This window comes from Leptospira jelokensis (assembly GCF_004769635.1).
GTDB lineage: Bacteria > Spirochaetota > Leptospiria > Leptospirales > Leptospiraceae > Leptospira_A > Leptospira_A jelokensis.
Genome location: NZ_RQGH01000015.1, coordinates 15,822 through 34,370 on the forward strand (window position 1 = coordinate 15,822; position 18,549 = coordinate 34,370).

16 protein-coding genes are annotated in these 18,549 nt (G+C 41.4%); 9 read left to right on the forward strand and 7 right to left on the reverse strand.

Features of this window, described 5'->3' with window-relative positions; all coding sequences use genetic code 11:
- The first annotated feature begins 49 nt into the window (after positions 1-49).
- Both EHQ62_RS08005 and EHQ62_RS08010 read left to right on the forward strand, forming a co-directional pair.
- Positions 50-820, forward strand: coding sequence for an exodeoxyribonuclease III (locus tag EHQ62_RS08005; RefSeq protein WP_135641735.1), 771 nt, complete (start codon positions 50-52; stop codon positions 818-820).
- Between the two features lie 33 nt (positions 821-853).
- The gene (locus EHQ62_RS08010; protein WP_135641736.1) at positions 854-1,828 is read left to right on the forward strand and encodes an LEA/WHy family protein; all 975 of its coding nucleotides are present in this window, start codon (positions 854-856) and stop codon (positions 1,826-1,828) included.
- Between the two features lie 42 nt (positions 1,829-1,870).
- Here EHQ62_RS08010 and EHQ62_RS08015 read toward each other — a convergent pair whose 3' ends face one another.
- Together EHQ62_RS08015 and mgtE are read right to left on the reverse strand one after the other, a co-directional pair.
- Positions 1,871-2,506 carry an LA_2219 family laminin/E-cadherin/plasminogen-binding protein gene (locus tag EHQ62_RS08015; protein WP_135641737.1) on the reverse strand — a complete coding sequence of 212 codons (636 nt, stop codon included), beginning with the start codon at positions 2,504-2,506 and terminating at the stop codon, positions 1,871-1,873.
- Positions 2,507-2,568: 62 nt separating this feature from the next.
- Entirely contained in the window at positions 2,569-3,972 is a 1,404-nt protein-coding gene (gene mgtE, locus EHQ62_RS08020; protein ID WP_135641738.1) for a magnesium transporter, read from the reverse strand.
- Between the two features lie 185 nt (positions 3,973-4,157).
- Here mgtE and EHQ62_RS08025 point away from each other — a divergent pair, with 185 nt between their 5' ends.
- Genes EHQ62_RS08025 through EHQ62_RS08035 form a run of 3 tightly spaced genes read left to right on the forward strand, consistent with a single transcriptional unit; the run spans position 4,158 to position 6,757 of the window.
- On the forward strand, positions 4,158-4,730 hold the full coding sequence (locus EHQ62_RS08025) for a hypothetical protein (protein WP_244241691.1): 573 nt from the start codon (positions 4,158-4,160) through the stop codon (positions 4,728-4,730).
- Positions 4,717-5,781 carry an OmpA family protein gene (locus EHQ62_RS08030; protein WP_135641740.1) on the forward strand — a complete coding sequence of 355 codons (1,065 nt, stop codon included), beginning with the start codon at positions 4,717-4,719 and terminating at the stop codon, positions 5,779-5,781. Before EHQ62_RS08025 ends, EHQ62_RS08030 begins: the two co-directional genes overlap by 14 nt.
- Positions 5,774-6,757, forward strand: a complete 984-nt coding sequence (locus EHQ62_RS08035; RefSeq protein ID WP_135641741.1) for a cation diffusion facilitator family transporter — start codon at positions 5,774-5,776, stop codon at positions 6,755-6,757. The genes EHQ62_RS08030 and EHQ62_RS08035 overlap by 8 nt, the downstream gene beginning before the upstream one ends.
- A gap of 84 nt (positions 6,758-6,841) precedes the next feature.
- On the opposite strand, the gene EHQ62_RS08040 is transcribed toward EHQ62_RS08035, so the two are convergent.
- Together EHQ62_RS08040 and uvrA are read right to left on the reverse strand one after the other, a co-directional pair.
- Entirely contained in the window at positions 6,842-7,888 is a 1,047-nt protein-coding gene (locus tag EHQ62_RS08040; RefSeq protein ID WP_135641742.1) for an acyl-CoA dehydrogenase, read from the reverse strand.
- 5 nt (positions 7,889-7,893) lie between these two features.
- On the reverse strand, positions 7,894-10,785 hold the full coding sequence (uvrA, locus tag EHQ62_RS08045; protein WP_135641743.1) for an excinuclease ABC subunit UvrA: 2,892 nt from the start codon (positions 10,783-10,785) through the stop codon (positions 7,894-7,896).
- 41 nt (positions 10,786-10,826) lie between these two features.
- On the opposite strand from uvrA, the gene EHQ62_RS08050 reads away from it, so the two are divergent.
- On the forward strand, positions 10,827-12,458 hold the full coding sequence (locus tag EHQ62_RS08050) for a S49 family peptidase (RefSeq protein WP_135641744.1): 1,632 nt from the start codon (positions 10,827-10,829) through the stop codon (positions 12,456-12,458).
- A gap of 125 nt (positions 12,459-12,583) precedes the next feature.
- Here EHQ62_RS08050 and EHQ62_RS08055 read toward each other — a convergent pair whose 3' ends face one another.
- Positions 12,584-13,582 carry an L-threonylcarbamoyladenylate synthase gene (locus tag EHQ62_RS08055; protein ID WP_135641783.1) on the reverse strand — a complete coding sequence of 333 codons (999 nt, stop codon included), beginning with the start codon at positions 13,580-13,582 and terminating at the stop codon, positions 12,584-12,586.
- 1 nt (position 13,583) lies between these two features.
- Entirely contained in the window at positions 13,584-15,170 is a 1,587-nt protein-coding gene (locus EHQ62_RS08060) for a glycosyl hydrolase family 18 protein (RefSeq protein ID WP_135641745.1), read from the reverse strand.
- Positions 15,171-15,314: 144 nt separating this feature from the next.
- Between EHQ62_RS08060 and EHQ62_RS08065 the strand changes: the two genes are divergently transcribed.
- Positions 15,315-16,025 carry a queuosine precursor transporter gene (locus EHQ62_RS08065; RefSeq protein WP_135641746.1) on the forward strand — a complete coding sequence of 237 codons (711 nt, stop codon included), beginning with the start codon at positions 15,315-15,317 and terminating at the stop codon, positions 16,023-16,025.
- Positions 16,026-16,029: 4 nt separating this feature from the next.
- Positions 16,030-16,794 carry a glycerophosphodiester phosphodiesterase gene (locus EHQ62_RS08070; protein ID WP_135641784.1) on the forward strand — a complete coding sequence of 255 codons (765 nt, stop codon included), beginning with the start codon at positions 16,030-16,032 and terminating at the stop codon, positions 16,792-16,794.
- Here EHQ62_RS08070 and EHQ62_RS08075 read toward each other — a convergent pair.
- Positions 16,779-17,147, reverse strand: coding sequence for a VOC family protein (locus EHQ62_RS08075; RefSeq protein ID WP_341866972.1), 369 nt, complete (start codon positions 17,145-17,147; stop codon positions 16,779-16,781). The genes EHQ62_RS08070 and EHQ62_RS08075 overlap by 16 nt on opposite strands.
- 3 nt (positions 17,148-17,150) lie before the next feature.
- Here EHQ62_RS08075 and EHQ62_RS08080 point away from each other — a divergent pair, with 3 nt between their 5' ends.
- On the forward strand, positions 17,151-18,545 hold the full coding sequence (locus EHQ62_RS08080; RefSeq protein ID WP_244241692.1) for a hypothetical protein: 1,395 nt from the start codon (positions 17,151-17,153) through the stop codon (positions 18,543-18,545).
- Positions 18,546-18,549: the final 4 nt, after the last annotated feature.

Consider the following 18,549-nt stretch of genomic DNA (forward strand, 5'->3'; position numbering starts at 1 on the left):
CTGTTTTTAGTATCGACTTAAAATGACTTTGAATCGATCTGATTTCTAGATGAAAATCATCACGTTAAATTGCAACGGAATTCGTTCCAGTCTGAGCAAAGGTTTACTCGAATTTATACGTCACGAAAATCCTGACATTATCTGTTTCCAAGAAACGAAGGCCCCGGCGAAAGAAATTGACAAAGAAGAATTCCACAAACTGGGATATGAAGTCCATTTTTGTTTGGCCGAAAAAGCTGGCTACAGTGGGACAGCGGTCCTTACAAAAATCAAACCCAAGGAAACAAAGATTGGTTATGGAGACGGGATTTTTACGTCGGAAGGAAGGTCTGTTTTCCTTGAGTTTTCCGATTTTTACCTTTGGAATTTGTATTTTCCTTCGGGAACGAGCGGAGAAGAGCGCCAAAAGGTCAAATACCAGTTTTTAGATGCCTTTACTGAACTTGCCAGACCATTTTTAAAAAAGAAAAAACCACTCCTTGTTTGTGGGGATGTGAACATCGCCCACACAGAAAAGGACATCCACAATCCCAAGGGGAATGAGAAGAACTCAGGGTTTTTGCCTGAGGAACGGAAATGGTTAACCGAATTTTTAGACTTGGGATTTTTTGACTGCTTTCGGTTCGTCCACCCAGAAGTGAAAGAGGAATATTCCTGGTGGACCTACCGGTTCCAAGCAAGGAAGAACAATAAAGGTTGGCGGATCGATTATTTTTTTGTGACCAAATCCAAGGCTTTGAAAATCCAAAATGCAAAAATCGCCAAGGAACCCATACTCTCCGATCATGCCCCCGTGGTGCTCGAAATCCAATTCTCTTGACAGATTCGAATTTTTCGGATCAAGTCTTCTGTCATGAGTCGTCTCCTAGTTTCCCTAGCCTTTTTGTTTTCGTTCCAATGTTCTGTTCTTGGTGTTTTGCAAGACAAAATCCCAACTCCAGAATTTTCCTTTAAATCCCTCCATATCAAACAAATCACCTTCACAGACATTACCTTAGGAGTGGAAACTTCCTTTACCAATCCTTATCCCGTTTCCCTTCCAAGTTCTCTTTTGGATATGGATATCAAAATTGAAGGAATGAAATTATCCCATATCAAAACAGATTTAGGAGTGATCGAAGGAAAAAAAACCAAGTCCTTACCACTTGATGTGAAACTGAAATATACAGATCTTTTGCAATTGTACAAAAAATTTCCCACAAAACCATTATTAGAGGTGAGTGCCGAAGGAAATATGAAAGTTCCGATCCCAAAACAATGGCAATTGCTTGGAAAAGACTCATTGACCTTTCCATTTGTCCAAAAAAGAGAAATCCCTGCTGTATTACCGGATGTGGAAATTCGAAATTTTAAAATCCTTATGCCAAGTGAATCGGAAATCCTAAGTGTTTCCAATACGGAATCACTTGCAGGTACCACAACCAATTTTCTAAAAGGTTTACTCGGTGGTTCCAAAACTCCTGTGACATCTGCCGCCAAAGCAGGGTTAGCTGGTCTAAATCTCAATTTAAAAACAGAATTCGATTTTGTTTTCACAAACCAAGCTGCTTCTGCCCTTGGACTTACCGATTTGAAATACAACTTACAATTAGCCGGTGAAAATTTTTTAAATGGAACTCCCAAAGAAATCGTAAATGGTGGAAAGGAATCGACTGTAAAAGTGGAAAACCAATTCCCTTTGGCATCGATTGGCACCTCTCTTTACAAAACGATCCAATCCAAAGAAGCACTTTACCAATTACAAGGGGATTCGGGGCTCAAAGTACCAAATTTATTAGAGAACATTCCTTTCTCTTATGAGAAAAAAGGAAAGTTCCAATGGCAATGATGGTTACCTTTCCTAAAAGGAAATAGAAGCAGAAGGAAAAATTTATTTTTTCTTCTGTAACATCTGTTTGATTTCATCCCGCGTTTTACCAGGATACAATCGGATTTGGTAGGTCACGAGGAATCGTGTGATGAGTGGACTACCATCTTTAGAAGAATGTTCATAATTAAAACGGGAAGCATCATTTTGGATGATTTTGGCAATGTCATTGATGCGGGGAACCCTTCTATCAAAAGCAATGGATTCCAATTTTCCCGTCACCGTGTTTAATCCAATTGAAATGATCCCATCATCCACAAAACTGAGTAGGTCGTACTTTTTCATTTCCTCTTTCGAAAGTTCATCCCCACCGGCATCTGGTTTCCTTCGGATTTTATCTGTGTGGCGGATTTGCCTCACCATATAGGAATCAGAGGCGATATAAACGCGGAAAACTTCTTGTGGGAGGTCACTTTTCTTTTGGAAAAATGGAATTTCGCCTGTATGGTTTTGCACCTCTTCCCCTTTTTCATTTAAGATGATTTCCCCTTCGCCACCGGGTGGTGGGAGGATGTCTTTTGGGGCTAGGTTATCGGTTTTCGTTTCGTCTGTCGTTTGGACCGAAGGTTCTTTTGTGGTTTGGCAAGAAACAAGGGAAAATAGGAAAACAAAAAGGACAGAGTGAAACAAAGATTTCATTTGGTCATCAGTATTTGGCGGTTTCTTCCACTGGCAAGAAATTTAAAGAAAAAGGACAATCCCTAAACCAAATATTTTGCGAAGACCGTGGCAAGTCCTAAGAAGAAGAAAAAACCACAAACATCTGTTGTGGCTGTGACAAAAATCGAAGATGCAATGGCTGGGTCAATTTTCATACTCTTTAAGAGAATGGGAACAAGGGAACCTACGAGGGAAGCAACCATCATATTCACAAACATTGCCGTTCCGACGACTAGGCCTAGGGTTAGGTTTCCCTTTACCAAATAAATCATGGTGAAGGTAACGGCTCCTAGGGCGAGCCCATTTAAAACCCCGATGGTGAACTCCTTTCGCACGGCGTCCCACCAATTGGAAAAAGATAAATCCCCTGTTGCAATGTTTCGTATTACAACTGTTACAGACTGTGTTCCTGCATTCCCACCAAGGCCTGCCACAATTGGCATTAGTGTTGCCAGTACAACAATTTGAGAAATGGTATCTTCAAAAAAAGCAACCACAGTCGAACTCACAAAGGCTGTGAGTAAGTTCACATTCAGCCAAACAATCCTTCTTTTGACAGATTGTAAGATGGGTGTAGACAACCTTTCATCTTCTGATACCCCTGCCATAAGGAGGATGTCCTCTGATGCTTCTTCTTCCACGATTTCTAATACATCATCCACAGTGATCCGGCCAATGATACGGCCTAAATCATCTGTTACGGCGGCACTCACCAAATCGTACTTTTTAAAGGTATTGGCAACTTCCTCTTGGTCCACATCATAGTGGAATGCAAAAACAGAAAAGTTTGTGATCTTAGAAACCTTTGTATTAATGGGAGTGAGGAACAAATCTTTTAAAGGGATAAAACCTTCTAAAACACCGTCTTCATTGGTAACATACACTTGGTAGATGTCTTCGATTTCCTTGGCCTTTTTTCGGACATTGATGATCCCTTTTCTGACATTATCCGTGATGGTGACTGTGGCAAAGTCTTTTGACATGAGTCGTCCCGCCGAGTATTCACGGAAGCCAAGTTGGGATCTAATTTCAAAACTATCTGTTTTACTTAGGTTCGCAAGTACGAGTTCCCTTTTTGCACTTGGCAAATACGAAAGCAAGTAGGTGGTCTCATCGGTTTCAATATGCCCAATGGTTTTGGAAATCTCATCCACGGAAAGTTCTTCCAAAAAGGACTCGAGTGTCTCCTCTTCCATTTTGATGAGAGAGTATGCTTGGTCTTCATAGGAAAGGAGACGGAATAAGTAGAGTTCCTCTTCTTTTTCTAGGTCTTTGAAAAGGGTGACCACGTCTGCGGGGTGAGCCCCATCAAGCATCGATTTAAGACTTGTTTGGTCTTTGGCCTCTATAGAAGTTTTGATTTGGTCGACAAAGTCTTCATAGGAATCACTGTCTCTATCGATTTTGATTCGGAATTCGGACTCTTTCTTTCTTTCTTCTTCCATAAATCAGCGGATTTCCTGAATTTTCCAATTGACGGTTATGTCACGTGAACCATAGGCTATATCCTATGTCGGCACGAGTTCCTTTTTTGAAAACGAATCTTTTTCTTCTGCTAGTTTTTTCACAATGTGTTCTCTTTGAACCAAAAATCAGCAAAGTCCCAGATGCCTATGTGCGGGAAGAAGTGATGAATTCGGAGCAAAAAAATGCAACGAAGATCCTCACCGAAAAAATCATCAAATTGAATAACGAAGTTGCAAACCAAAGAAAAGCAAATGCTCTCACAAGCCAGGCCATCAAAATTTCATCGGCCAAAGTAAACAAACATGCTGCTGAAAGGGATTTAAAACGTACGAAGGAATCCTACTTTACCTTAAAAGAAGACCTAGTGTCTGCGAAACGATACCTAGAGGAAAGCCAAACGGTTGAATTGGAAAGAGCGAAAGAAGAAACCAGATACAAAACCTGGGTACAAAAAGAAAAAGAAGACAAAGCTTATTTGGAAATGAAAGAAGCAGCTTTGGGTGAGCTTATCGCAGAACTAGAGTTAGTACGTTCCGAGATCGCTGTAAAATTCCAAGAATCCCAAGGAAAAACTCCAGCAGATCCCGAATACATCAAAAAAGAAATATACGAAACCCAATACGCCGAAAAAAAGTCGGATGCCAGAAGGCGACTCTCGAATTGGGAACGTGTGAAATCGGAAGCACCAAGTTTACCGAAAGTCAATTTAGAGGATAGTTTTGATGACTCAAAATAAAAATTTTTTCCAGCTTCTCCTTTCCATTTGCCTCCTCTTTTTTGGTTTCCTTTCCCCTTCTTCGGTCCATGCAGATTGGGTCTACTTCCCTTACGAGTACAACCAAATTTACAAAGAAAAATATGCCTTGGAATTGGAACTCGCTGATATCCGCAAACAACACCAGAATGAACTGATCCGTTTAGAAGAAGAAAAAAAGGAACTCCAATCCCAGATCCGTAATCTTACAGAAGATTTAGAACTCGAAAAACGAAATCGTGCCAAAGAACAAGATGAGTATTCCGATAAACTCAGAGATTACGACATGCGACTCCGAAGCATTGAAAAAAAAGGTACGGATAAAGAACGTACGCTTGCGGACGAAAACAGAAAACGTGAAGAGAAAGACAGAGCAGAAATTGATAGTCTGAAACGAAAGTTAGAAGAAAAAGAACGAGAGTGTTTGCAAAAAGAACAAAAACTCCGTGAATCTTACGAATCCAAAATGGATGAACTAAAAGAAAGGATTCGTAACTTAGAAGAAGAGTTAGCAAACCTTCGTAAACTAACAAAAGAACAAAAACGAGAACTGGAAAGGTTATCCGAACAAACCAAAGAATTTGAAGAGAAACTTGCAAAAGAAATCACTTCAGGGCAAATCCGTCTGAAACGATTCCACAACAAACTCATCATCAATATCGATGATAAAATTTCTTTTGATAGTGGTTCTTCGGAATTGAAGCCCGCCATCCTCCCTGCCATCGAAAAAATTCGGGATATTTTGGCCTCGTACCCTGAAAACTACATCGTTGTGGAAGGGCATACGGACAATGTTCCCATCAAAACAAAATTTCGCAACAACTGGCATCTTTCCAGCGAACGGGCATTAGCAGTTCTCGAATTCATTTTGCAAAATAAAAGTTTAAACCCAAAAAACTTTTCCAGTGCTGGTTATGGAGAATACCAACCCATTGTCCCCAATAGCACCAAAGAAAACAAAGCACTGAACCGAAGGGTAGACATTGTTGTGATTCCAAGAGCGGCAAATTCACTCGGTAATAATCATGACTAACAAACGACCCAAACGGAAAAAACTAATCTTCTACTTAAGTCTTTCTGGACTTTTATCCATCATGATATTTTTTATCGAATGGGTTGGATCTAAAGAAAGTGGGAGTTTGGCTTTATTTGCAGATGCAGGTCATATCTTTGCCGACATATTTGCTCACCTCATTTCCCTTTTTGCCCTTCTCGTTGCGTCAAAAAAACCAAATGCAAAGTATCCGTTTGGTTTCCATCGATTCGAAGTGATCGCCGCGTTTTTAAATGGCTTACTTCTCATTGCCATCTCCGTTTTTATTTTATATGAAAGTTATATGCGTTATTATGGAAACGCGGATGTAGAAGCTGAAACCATGCTTGTCTATTCCCTGATTGGTTTTGGAATCAATTTGATTTCCGCGGGACTACTTGTGGGCGTAAGCAAAACAAGCCTCAATTTAAAGTCAGCCTATTTGCATGTCCTGAGTGATTTACTGGGAACTTTAGCGGTGATATTTGGTGCCCTTCTCATTCGATTCACCGGGATCAAACAGGTGGACAGCATCCTCAGTATCTTACTTGGACTTTTTATTTTAAAAACCTCTTATGGAATTGTCAAAGAATCAATCCAAATCCTAATTGAAGCAGATACCAGTGAGTTTGATAAAGAACATTTGCTCGCTCATACCAAGGTTTTGGATGGAATCCATTCCGTGCCTAAAATTACTGTTCGTAAACTTACATCTGGTGTGTTTTCAGTGGAAATACAAGTGGCTGTCAAAGAGAATGCAAATAGAGATAGAATCACATTTGAAATTCATAAAGTACTAAAGGAAGAATTCGGTGTGCCATTTGTGTCGGTTGAAATCATCTCTGCAGCCATTTTACAAAAATTGGATTCCCTTACGATCCGAGAATCAGAACGAGAATTTGGACACCATGGCCATGAACATGGTCATGCCCACGATCATAAAGGAAAACACTCCCACCACCACGCCCACCATTGAGTTCCGTAGGCAATGTTCCTTCCACCAATGGAGAGAGGAAGGTTTTGGACCAAATGTCCGCCATTGGAAAAGAAAATGCAAATTTTAGGATTTTCTATCCATTTGGTTAGTTGTGGTTCGCTTTTTCTTTTGGACTAAGTACTTGGTCAAACTATCTTCCCAAAGGAAAAGTTGCCAATCAGGGTCATTGGATTTTAAATCCTCTCCTGATTCTAACCCAAAATGTTTTGTGACGGAACTGATAAGTGGTGAAATGGGATAGGGAACCGCTTCCAATAATGGTTCGGTTGTGGGGTTTCCAACCAAACCTCTTAAAAACCCCTCTTGCCAATCCACCAAACGATCCCTTTCTCCTTTGATCCCTTTGTCCCTTTCACTGAGTGGTTTTGTTTTGCCGATGAGTAAGGAAACGAGGGAACACAACTCTTTTAAGCGGAGTTCCAATCCCAAACTTCCATAGTTTGCAAGGAGGAGATTCTCTTCTGGAATGGGTAATCCACTAAATTGGATACGTAAATGGCTCACTTGTGGTGTAAATTCAGTATAAAAGATTCTTTTTTCGATGAGATTCGGATGATCAGACTCTTTCGGAATGGAAACGAAATAGAGAGGGTAAACCTCTTCTTTTTTCGTAACCCAAAAGATAAAGTCTGCTTCACCACCATTGGTAATAAAAGATTTAATGCCCGTTAATTGGTTATCATCTATACCTGATTGGAGTTTTTTTAATTTTCCGTCAAACCCTGGCTCACTCACACCAACTGCCAGGATGAGGATAGGATCTTTTCCTAAAAATGCATTCCATAAAAAATGGGATCCTGGTTCTTTGTACCGAGACGCATTTAAAATTCCACCGGCTACATTCACTTCCACCATACAAGCAAGCGCCAAGGAAACTCCAAACGGTTCCTCGGCTAAGGAAGAAAGCTTTTTTTGAAACTCGTAATAACTCTCTTTCCCTAAGATAAAATCATAAAAACCGGCTGAATGTAAGTAGGGTTTCCAACTGCGGTAAAAGTTTAAGGGAGGACTATCTCCCAGATTTCTCAAATAACCTTTTGGGTAAATCGAATCGTTGTCACCCCATTTGGAAAATAAATGAAATGGGGAAGGATCGTTAGTTCCATTCACAAATTTTATTTTCCCTTTCGTTTCGCCATTTTGGCATCCAATTCTTTTTCCTCTTGTAAGACTTTCTTCAAGTATTGTCCTGTAAAGGATGCTTTCACTGCAGAAACCTCTTCTGGAGTCCCTGTGGCAATGACTTCTCCCCCACCATCTCCGCCTTCCGGCCCGATGTCGATGATGTAATCCGCAGCTTTGATGACATCTAAGTTATGTTCAATGATCACCATTGAATTCCCTTTCTCCACTAATACCTGTAAAACGGATAATAATTTTTCAATGTCCTCAAAATGTAGGCCTGTCGTCGGCTCATCCAAAATATAAAGTGTTTTTCCCGTTGGTCGTTTGGAAAGTTCTGTGGAGAGTTTGATCCTTTGTGCTTCCCCACCAGAAAAGGTTGTGGCAGCTTGTCCGAGTTTGATGTACCCTAAACCAACATCCATCAGTGTATCCAATTTCCGTTTGAGATTCGGGATATTTTCAAAGAATACAACGGCTTCCTCTACAGTCATCCCAAGTACATCCGAAATATTTTTCCCTTTGTACTTTACCTCTAGGGTCTCACGATTGTATCGTTTGCCTTTGCAAACCTCACATTCCACATAGATGTCAGGCAAAAAATGCATTTCGATTTTTAAGATCCCATCACCTTCACATTTCTCACACCTTCCACCAGCCACATTGAAACTGAAACGCCCAGGCCCATAGCCGCGCACCTTCGCTTCTTCCAGTCCACTATAAAGATCCCTTATAAATGTAAACAATCCAGTGTAAGTTGCTGGGTTCGAACGAGGGGTCCTTCCGATAGCAGATTGGTCAATATTGATGACCTTATCGATTTGGTCTTTGCCAAGGATTTTTTTGTGTTTGCCTGGGACCAGTTTCATACCCATCACAGAACTTGCCAGTTCCTTGTACAAAATTTCGTTGATAAGAGTGGACTTACCAGACCCAGAGACTCCCGTAACGACTGTTAACGTTCCAAGTGGGATGGAAACGTCTACATTCTTTAGGTTGTTATGTGTTGCGCCTGTAATCTTTAAAAATTTCCCATTCCCCACTCGCCTGGTATCAGGTTTTGAGATACGTTTTTCTCCAGACAAAAATTTACCTGTCACAGAGTGTTTGTCTTTTTTGATTTGTTCGGGGGTTCCGAAGGCCACAATTTCGCCGCCATGGACTCCAGCACCAGGACCCATGTCCACAATGTAATCTGCTTCTTCCATGGTCTCTTTGTCATGTTCCACGACAAGTACCGTATTCCCTAAGTTCCTTAAACCTTTTAAGGTTTGGACAAGTTTCGTATTGTCCCTTTGGTGGAGTCCAATGGATGGTTCATCTAGGATATAAAGCACTCCCATAAGCCTAGATCCAATTTGAGTGGCAAGCCGAATGCGTTGCATTTCACCACCAGAAAGTGTGCCAGCCGATCGACTTAAATTCAAGTACCCAACTCCTACATCATTTAAGAAGTGGAGCCTTTGCAAAATTTCTTTTAAAATGGGTTTCGAAATTGTATCTTCAGCCCCTTTGTATTCGGATTTTTTTGTGAACTCTAAGGCCTTTTCAATGGAAAAACCAGTATATGCATCAATCCCTATGCCTTGTACTTTGACGGCGAGGGCTTCCTTTCGCAAACGTTTTCCATTGCACTCCTCACAATCGTGGTTCGTCATAAAGGATTCAAACCATTGGCGCATCGAATCTGATTTGGTTTCCTTGTAACGGCGTTTTAGATTGGGGATCACTCCTTCATAATTTCTAGAAAATTCATAATGGGAATTGGCCCCCCGGAAATCATAATCAATATGAATGGATGCATCTCCATGCAAAATTGTATTTCTAACTTTCTCAGGTAAGTCCTTCCAAGATGTATTTAAATTAAATTTTAATTTTTTCGATAACGCTTGTATGGTGGCCATATACCAATACGAATTGGATTTGGATCCTCCCCATGCTTCGATACAACCTTCGGCAAGAGAAGCCTCTCGATCGGTAACGAGGAGTGCTTCGTCAAACTCCAGTAGTGCACCAAGTCCATCACAATTGGAGCAGGCACCAAATGGCGAATTAAAGGAAAATAACCTCGGTGTGAGTTCAGGGATACTCACATCATCACATTTGGGACAGGATAGTTTTTGGGAAAACAAATGGTCTTTTTCTCCGTCCTCCACGACGACAATCCCATCTGCCGTTTTTAAAGCTGTTTCCACAGAGTCGGACAACCGAGATTGGATTCCCGGTTTCATCACAATCCGGTCCACAACGATATCAATGTCTGCTTTGAAATTTTTTTTCAAAGGGATTTCATCCTCTAGTGAGTACACTTCTCCATTCACACGGACTCGGTTGAATCCTTCTTTTTTGAATCGTTCGAGGACCTCCTTGTGTTCTCCTTTTTTCCCTTGGATGACAGGGGCTAGGATTTGTAATTTGGTCCCTTCTGGAAAAACATTGATCCGATCAGTGATTTGGTCGACAGACAAACTTGAAATTGCTGTCCCACACTTAGGGCAATGTGGTTTTCCGACACGAGCGTATAACAATCGCAAGTAGTCATAAATTTCTGTGACAGTTCCAACAGTAGAACGAGGGTTACGGTGTGTGGTTTTTTGTTCGATGGAAATTGCGGGGCTTAATCCCTCAATTTGGTCCACTTCTGGTTTTTCCATTTGGCCAAGGAATTGCCGAGCGTAACTGGAAAGAGATTCCACATACCGCCGTTGCCCTTCTGCATAAATGGTATCAAAGGCAAGGGACGACTTTCCCGATCCAGACAATCCAGTGATGACCACTAGTTTGTCCCTCGGAATGTCTAGGTTTAGGTTTTTTAGGTTATGTTCACGGGCGCCACGAATACGAATAAAGGAATCCACATCGGATAGCTTGTTTTCCTCTTTCATTCTGGAAAGAATTTTAAGGAATGGAGGGAAGAGGACATCCCGTGTTTCGAATTCTTTTTTTCATCCTTTTTTTACCATTTCGAGTTTTGTACCTGATTTACCTACGTCTAAGCCTCCTCTTGCAACGAGGGCGTGAAGTTTATGAATTGGAAATGCCACCGACTTTTGAGGATTCTTATAAATCCTTTTTCGTCAAAAAACTCCAAGGCAAAGAAGAAACCATCACAAGATTAGAGCTCCTTGTATTACTGAAAACCATAGAGAAAAATCCAAAAATCAAAACCCTAGATATCAGTTTACCTCCTTTGGAATGGACACTTTCGGAATTTTATGAAATTAGAAACGAACTGATAAACATCCGAAACGCTGGGAAAACCATTCGCATGTTTGCCAAAGAAGGAGGTCTTGGAAGTTTACTTTTACTCACAGCCTCGAGTGAAGCATACCTCGCTCCCGAATCAGAATTTATGGTCCTACTTCCGAGCGCCGAACCCATGTTTTATGGCAAATTCTTAAAAACCTGGGGGATTGAAGTGCAAGCCTTTGCCTCGGGTCCCTACAAATCCTTTGCGGAAAGTTTTACACGAGGTGAGTTCTCAAAAGAAGCAAAGAAAAATTTAGAAACACTCGTGATTGACCTTCGCAAAAAAATTCTAGATGCCCTAACCAATGGGAATAAGAACCTAGAGCCACTCTTTTACAAACCGATGTTATCTGCAGATGACTTACTTACTGAAGCTGTGGTCCAAGGAATCAAAACAGAAACGGAATTTTTTTCTTCTGATCGAAAGCTATTTTCACCGAATTTCCCTGCACTTTACCAAACGATTCAGGAATTTTCACTTTTCCCCAAACGCAAACAAGAAGTGGTCATCCTTCCCATTGATGGTGGGATAACGGGTGGGGACTACCTACATAAAAATAGAGAAAACGGAAAAATTGAAGCATTTTCTCTTATTCCCACATTAAAAGCATTAGGTGAGGATAAAAAAATCAAAGCAGTCATCTTGGAAATTTCTTCACCAGGTGGGTCCGCCTTTTATTCCGAACAAATCCACCAGGAAATTTTGGAATTAAAAAAATCAAAGTTGGTTACTGCTTATTTTAAAGACACTGTCGCAAGTGGTGGCTACTACATAGCCACTGCGGCTGATTACATCACAGCATCCCCTGTTTGCATCACAGGTTCCATTGGAGCTGTGAGCATCCGAGCGAACTTACAAAAACTCTATAAAAAGTTCCATTTGAATAAAGAAGCCGTGGGGTTTTATCCCTTTCGAGACATTCATTCTGAGTTCCAACCCCTCTCCAAACAGAGTGTCCAGTATTTAGAATCCCAAATCAAAAAGATTGAAGCATTGTTTTACAAACGAGTGTCAGAGGGAAGAAATATCCCATTATCCGATCTTCCGAAAATTGGAATGGGTCGAGTATATCTCCCTAGTACAGAAAATCAAATTGTAGATTCGCTTGGGGGCCTACTCGATGCCATCAGTTTCGTCAAAGAAAAATTAGGTGGGAAAGCCATCTACCTAACAGAAGAACTCCCAGCTTACAATCTCAAAAATAAAATCCCCCTCCTAGGTGGGTTATTGTCTGAGTTACAGCTTTTGGAATCCCTTGGAGAAGTATCCCTTCTCTCCCATACAAAACTTCATTGGAAAAATCGGTAAGGAAAAAAAAGGTGGGAACGAAACGGGGAACCATCAGAAGAGTTTTACAAATACCACCACTCTGAACGAAAGAATACTGAAGTGAACTTGTCCCTATCAATCCGATTCTAAAAATGGAATCGAATTCATTCTGATTCGGAAGCCTTTTCCAATCGGTTGAGAAGGGCTTCCCTACCTTCACCTAAGGCCGGTTCTTCGCAGTAGATCCGTTCCATTCCCATTTGGTCACAAAACTCAAAAAAAGCATATAAGAAAGAACTATACTCTCGGTTAGAAGAAACAAGTTTGATTCGCTCTGGAGAGTCCAAACCAATCCGAAACCCTCCCTCGACAATTTCCTTTCCATCAAATGAAAATCCGATCCATGCAAAACTTGGATTTTCACCTTCCTTCTGAAAATTGGAATGGAACTCTGTTGCATGGCAAAGGTATACCTTCGCCTTCGGCGCATAGTGTTTGTACTTCATACCAGGGCTTGCCGGAGTCATCTCTCCTTGCACCTGAAAGGATTTCGGAACCATTAAATGGGGCAAAAACCGGCGGAGGTCCTTTGATTCAATGGAGCCAGGGCGAAAGAGGACTGGCGGATCGAGGTGCATTCCCACAACAGTTGACTCAATGCCTAAACTAGGTTCGTCTGTGAGAAATATCCCGTCGACAATGCCGTCAAAGTATCGCACAACATCTGTCATGCGAGTAAGGGATGGCCTACCGGAAAGATTGGCTGAGGGGGCAGAAATGGGACTCCCACAAAGCCCAATCCATTCACGGATGACCGGGTTTTTGGGAATGCGAACGGCCAAAGTCTCTGAATCTTTTGGGAAAATTGAAGTGTCAAGTTTTGGAAGGACAAGTGTCAAAGGGCCTGGTGAAAACTCACCAAGCAATCGTTTTGCGAATTCATTCACTTTACAGACTTTTTCAATGGAACCAATCGAATCAAAATGGGCAATCAGTGGGTTATCACTTGGTCTGCCTTTGATTTGGTAAATGCGTTTGCAGGCCTCTTCGTTTTTACTCGAGGCACCAATTCCATAAACAGTTTCTGTGGGAAATACAACCACCCCTCCCTTTCGGATGAGGTCCGCAAGCAAACGAACATCCGAAGAGATAAGGGTTTTCATATTAGAACTGTTTGGTTTTTGGACTGGACTTTTGTTTTGTTTTTGCATCAGAAACTTTCAGTGTTTCTTTTGCTTCCATATTTTGGATGGTGGTTTCTTCTTTTGGTTCTTCTTCCTCTTTTGCTTTTTCAACGGGAGGAATTTTCCCTTGTACCAGTTTGCTTAAGTACACATTGATTTCAGGGTCGTTGTCTGTGACCAGTTGCCAAAACGAGAATCCACCTAAGTCATATTTCCGTAAAAGGTTCATCTTTTCTTCAAAGGCACGTCTATTCATATAGAATGCCACTCGGTCACATCCACCACTCGTATACCACAAGGAAGGGTCCTCATAAGCGCGGTTTTTGTGAATGTCAGAAAACTTGGAAAGATTTTTCCAATTGGCAACTTTGTTCTCTTCATTTAAGATGCGGTTGATGTCTGTGGGTTGGCGGTTTTTATGTGTGCCTGCTTTGATCCTCTGTGCATCAGAATGGTAAATGGCTTTGGCAGAGGCTTTACAATTGAGTGCCCAGTCGTAACCATAAGTTGGGATTGCCATATAGAGTTTATGAGTGGGAACTCTTTTTTTCGCGTAAGTGATGATGTCCTTCAACCAGACGTTTGGTGCTTGGGGACCTGGGCCTGGGTTATGGTACTTCCTTGGATGGAGTTCATAAGCCATGATTTTAACGCGGTCTGCATGTTTGGCGAGGAATTCGTAATCATGTGTGGTTGGTCCCCTCCAATTTTCCCGAAAGTCCAAATGGATGGGTTTGGAAAGACCACGGCATTGTAGTTCTTTCTTTTTTGATTTTTCTGCAGGAGTTTTCGGATGGACAGCAACTGAAATGAGTTTTCCTTTTTTGTGGACTTCTTTGGCAAGGAGTGCAAAAAATTCTTCAAACTTTTCTTTTTTATCGCAAGACATCCCTTCGTAATCGATGTCAATCCCATCATACCCATAGGTCATGATTTCGTTTACAATCACTTGGATGTGGTGGTCACGGATATCATTACGCCCGCCCATCCCAATGTTTTCTTGGATCTTTTCTTTTGGGTTTTCCCAACGAAAGATGGTAGGGATGATTTTTACTTTCGGATTTAACGCACGAAGTTCTGCAACACGTTCCTTACGTGAAGTGGAGGACCAACTTGAAATGAGTTCCCCATTATTCGAAAGCCCACCCTTCATGGTATAAATAAAGGGATGGATTTCATTGTAGAGATGGACCGTTTTTTTCATCGCGGTCCAATCTGTTGACCAAGCAGACGACCGGAAACTCACATTTTCATCGGGTAAAAAGTTTGGGGTTTCCATCACTTCTTCTTCTACAGAAGTTGTTGGCTTTGCTTCCATTTGTTCAGAAGTCTCCATTTCGGAGGGGGTGCCAAGGGAGGGAGTGGATGCTTCCACAACACTTGGGTTGGTGTTCCCCGTTTTAGGAACGTCTTTTAACACCAAAGTGGAACCCGAATTTTGCATGAGATTCATTCCCAAATAAAACGAAATGGCGGATAAAAAGAACCAAGAGGCAAATAATAACGAATACTTGGCCACATTCGTAAGGGGGCGTTTGGGGTGATTAGGGGATTGTGATTCAGACATATACGTTTCTTCTAGATTGATTATCGAACTTGTGAGAAAAAAAGAGTAGAGAATAATCAAATCTCACCCTATCTATCTGTTACCCATGATTTTTTAGGAGGGATTCTCTCCTAGTGAAAATTAGAATGGGAGGAAAAGAAATCCATGCACGCTTTAAAACAAAAACCAGTGATCCTTTATACTGTATTATTGAGTTTTTTCCTAACCTTTTTACTGCTCGCAGAACTCACAGGTAGTAAATTATTTTTTGCCTTCGGGTTTACCATGACCATGGGGGTTATCCCTTTCCCTGTGACCTTTATCATCACTGATTTACTGAACGAATACTATGGAAGGAAAGTGGTGCGTGCCACAACCTTTCTTGGGATGGTGATGATTGGATTTGCTTACCTCCTCATTGTCATTGACATCCAAATCCCGGCAAGTCCCGATTCGCCCATTGATGATGCCTCGTTCGAAAGGGTGTTTGCGAACTCAGGGCTTGTCATCCTAGGTTCCATCATTGCGTATGTGATTGGGCAGATGATTGACTTACATACCTTTCACTTTTTACGAAAAAAAACGAAAGGAAAACACATTTGGTTGCGTGCGACCGGTTCCACCGTCATCTCCCAACTCATTGATTCTTATGTGGTGATCTTCATTGCCCTTGGCAAGTACCACCCCGTTCCTAAACTCGTTGCCATTGCCAGTACCAATTTTTTATACAAAATGGGAGTGGCCATTCTCATCACACCGATCCTATATGCGATCCATATTTACATCGATCGTTATTTGGGTGAAACCTTAAAGCAGCAGATGTTCAAACAGGCGATGGAAGAAGAAGGGTATGAATCCACCATCCAACCAGGGTAAACCCATGTGGAAACCAAGGACCGAAAGGTTACGAACACTTCTTGGAAAAATCCCCGCAAACATTGGCCACCGTGGGGCAAGAGGCCTTGCGCCTGAAAACACACTTGTGTCCTTTCTTGTCGGATCGGAATCCACTCATTTTTTTGAACTTGATACCATGTTATGTGGTTCAGGGGACTTGGTTGTGATCCATGACTTTACTGTCGACCGAACAACCGATGGGAAAGGAAAGGTATCTGATTTCACCTATCGCAAATTAGCGGAACTGGATGCTGGTAGTTTTTTTGGAGAGGCATTTGAGGGAGAACAAATTCCCACCCTATCCCAAGTGGTCCAAACCCTTCCTGAAAACACAGTGTTTGACATAGAACTCAAAAGTGAAGGGAAAACGGAAGAGAGGGAGTCTCTTGCGAAGGCAGTTGTCAAACTCATTCGTAAGTACAATTTGCAAAATCGGATTTGGGTGAGTAGTTTTGATTGGGACCTTGTGGACCTTGTGCGAAAGGAAGAACCAGAAGTGCTTCGGGGTCTACTCATTGAAAAAGGAGATATCCTTCGAAACAATTACATGGAATATGAACCAGATTTGATTTTGCCACACCACTCCCTTTGTTCAAAAGAGTTTGTGGAAATTTGCAAAAACGAAGGGTTACTTGTCATCCCATACACACCCAATACGGAAGAGGAATGGAAAACCTTAATGGAAGTTGGTGTTTCCGGGATCATCACTGACTACCCGGACAGACTGCTTCTTTATTTAGAGAAGTAAACCCAAACCCAGTTCCCCCAAGGGTCTTCATAGAGGGAATAGGCTTTCGTTGGGTGGGACTGAAGGGTTTTAAATTTTTGTAATTTGGGATCGTTTTCCATACCTCTTTCCCATTCCAAAGTGATGGTTCCAGGGCGAACAGGGCATCCATCAGTTGGTTTGGAAAATACCATCCTTAATGTACCAAAGACAAGGAGTTCCGAATGGCCAAAACTTTCTTTCAGAACTTCGCCCCCTACAATGGATTGGTAGAAGTGGAGTGGTTCGGAACAATTTTCGCCACCATCCAAATTGACGGAATAAAAAGAAAGTGATCTGCTCCCATCGGGAATTTGTTCCAACATAGGTTTCATCTTGTGATCTTAGACAAAATTTTCCAATCAAATTTTGAAGAAATACGAAGTAACCAAGGAAAACACTCAAAGTTTTCACTTATCGTTTTTCTCATCTTAGCAAGTACCATCAATTTTTTGTTATGCGAAACAATCTACTTCCAACCCTTACATTCAGCGGACCAACTTTATAGCCCTTTGGTGGTATTGGATTTCTTCTCTGGGAAAGGGATCACACACTGGTACTTACCACCTTCCCCTTATTTTTTCCCTGACCTTGTGCTTATGTCGGTTTTGTATCTCGTTCTACCATTTTTGTATTTACCGAGCTTTTATGGAGTGATCCAAATGGTTTTCGTCACCCTTGGCATCTATTGGGTGTTAAATGAATTCCTTTCCAAACACGAATCACTGTTGTATTTGTTTTATTTCCAAACCTTACTCATTCTTTTTTCCTTTTTGAGCCACCTTCTTAAGGACAACCCGTTTCCATTTGTGTTCTTTTTTACAAATGCCCACCATAACACGGGTTTCTTTTTTAGTTTATTTTTAGTGAGTGTCCTTGGATTCAATCTACGAAAAAGAAGTTTGGGCCACGAAGGAAAAAATCGTGATTTGGTTTTTCGTTTATGCCTTTACTGGATTGGGTTTACCGTTTTATACCTTTCTGATCGGTATTCTTTTTGTATTGGGTTCATTTGTTTTATGACCATTTACCTATTGGAAATCAGAAAGAAAAATGAAATTGGTATCACCAAACTTCATGGATGGAGACTCACAACTCTTATCTTACTTTTTTTTCTCGTCAATGAATTCCTTTTTTACGGAATCAAACAATCACTCCAAATACCCAATAGTTTTGGGATATTATTCAATTCCCTCTCGCAAAAATCAGGAGAAAGGATTCTATTTCTATCGGGCACCTATCTTTTGGATGTTTCCAAACACCTATTCTATCAGAATGGTTCCTTACTCTTCCTCATATCCCTCAGCCTTTTTACGAGTTTCAAATTTCCTGTTCGCATTCGGATTTTAGTTTTGGTTCTCTTCCCAGTGCTCCTTCTGTTACTCATTGTTGTGGGAAGGTTCACCTACCTCCACCCGTACCCCATCCGCTATTTGTTCCCGATCTGGTTTTTTTGTTTCCTTGGGATCAGTTGGTACTTTCAAATCACGATGCACCGCTTCCCCATTAGCCTTTGGTATGTTTGGTTTGCCTTTTGCATCCTTTTCCTCTCTTTTTTTCCGAAACCAAGGCAAACGGTAAAAGAGTCTCTACTGAAAGAAACCAAGCAGGAAGTTTCCTATGACTTGGAAAAACCCATACGGTTTTGGTCGGAGGGGGAAAAAAAGCCAATCCCTGTCGATCATGAAGGGAAACCATACCGCTGGATCACAGGTGCTTTCCATACTCCTTGACAGA

Bases quoted from the DNA above. Each gene is read 5' to 3' on its own strand.
- EHQ62_RS08005 (WP_135641735.1), top strand. From the start codon at position 50: ATGAAAATCATCACGTTAAATTGCAACGGAATTCGTTCCAGTCTGAGC.
- EHQ62_RS08010 (WP_135641736.1), top strand. From the start codon at position 854: ATGAGTCGTCTCCTAGTTTCCCTAGCCTTTTTGTTTTCGTTCCAATGT.
- EHQ62_RS08015 (WP_135641737.1), bottom strand. From the start codon at position 2,506: ATGAAATCTTTGTTTCACTCTGTCCTTTTTGTTTTCCTATTTTCCCTT.
- mgtE (WP_135641738.1), bottom strand. From the start codon at position 3,972: ATGGAAGAAGAAAGAAAGAAAGAGTCCGAATTCCGAATCAAAATCGAT.
- EHQ62_RS08025 (WP_244241691.1), top strand. From the start codon at position 4,158: ATGAATTCGGAGCAAAAAAATGCAACGAAGATCCTCACCGAAAAAATC.
- EHQ62_RS08030 (WP_135641740.1), top strand. From the start codon at position 4,717: ATGACTCAAAATAAAAATTTTTTCCAGCTTCTCCTTTCCATTTGCCTC.
- EHQ62_RS08035 (WP_135641741.1), top strand. From the start codon at position 5,774: ATGACTAACAAACGACCCAAACGGAAAAAACTAATCTTCTACTTAAGT.
- uvrA (WP_135641743.1), bottom strand. From the start codon at position 10,785: ATGAAAGAGGAAAACAAGCTATCCGATGTGGATTCCTTTATTCGTATT.
- EHQ62_RS08055 (WP_135641783.1), bottom strand. From the start codon at position 13,582: ATGAAAACCCTTATCTCTTCGGATGTTCGTTTGCTTGCGGACCTCATC.
- EHQ62_RS08060 (WP_135641745.1), bottom strand. From the start codon at position 15,170: ATGTCTGAATCACAATCCCCTAATCACCCCAAACGCCCCCTTACGAAT.
- EHQ62_RS08065 (WP_135641746.1), top strand. From the start codon at position 15,315: ATGCACGCTTTAAAACAAAAACCAGTGATCCTTTATACTGTATTATTG.
- EHQ62_RS08070 (WP_135641784.1), top strand. From the start codon at position 16,030: ATGTGGAAACCAAGGACCGAAAGGTTACGAACACTTCTTGGAAAAATC.
- EHQ62_RS08075 (WP_341866972.1), bottom strand. From the start codon at position 17,147: ATGAAACCTATGTTGGAACAAATTCCCGATGGGAGCAGATCACTTTCT.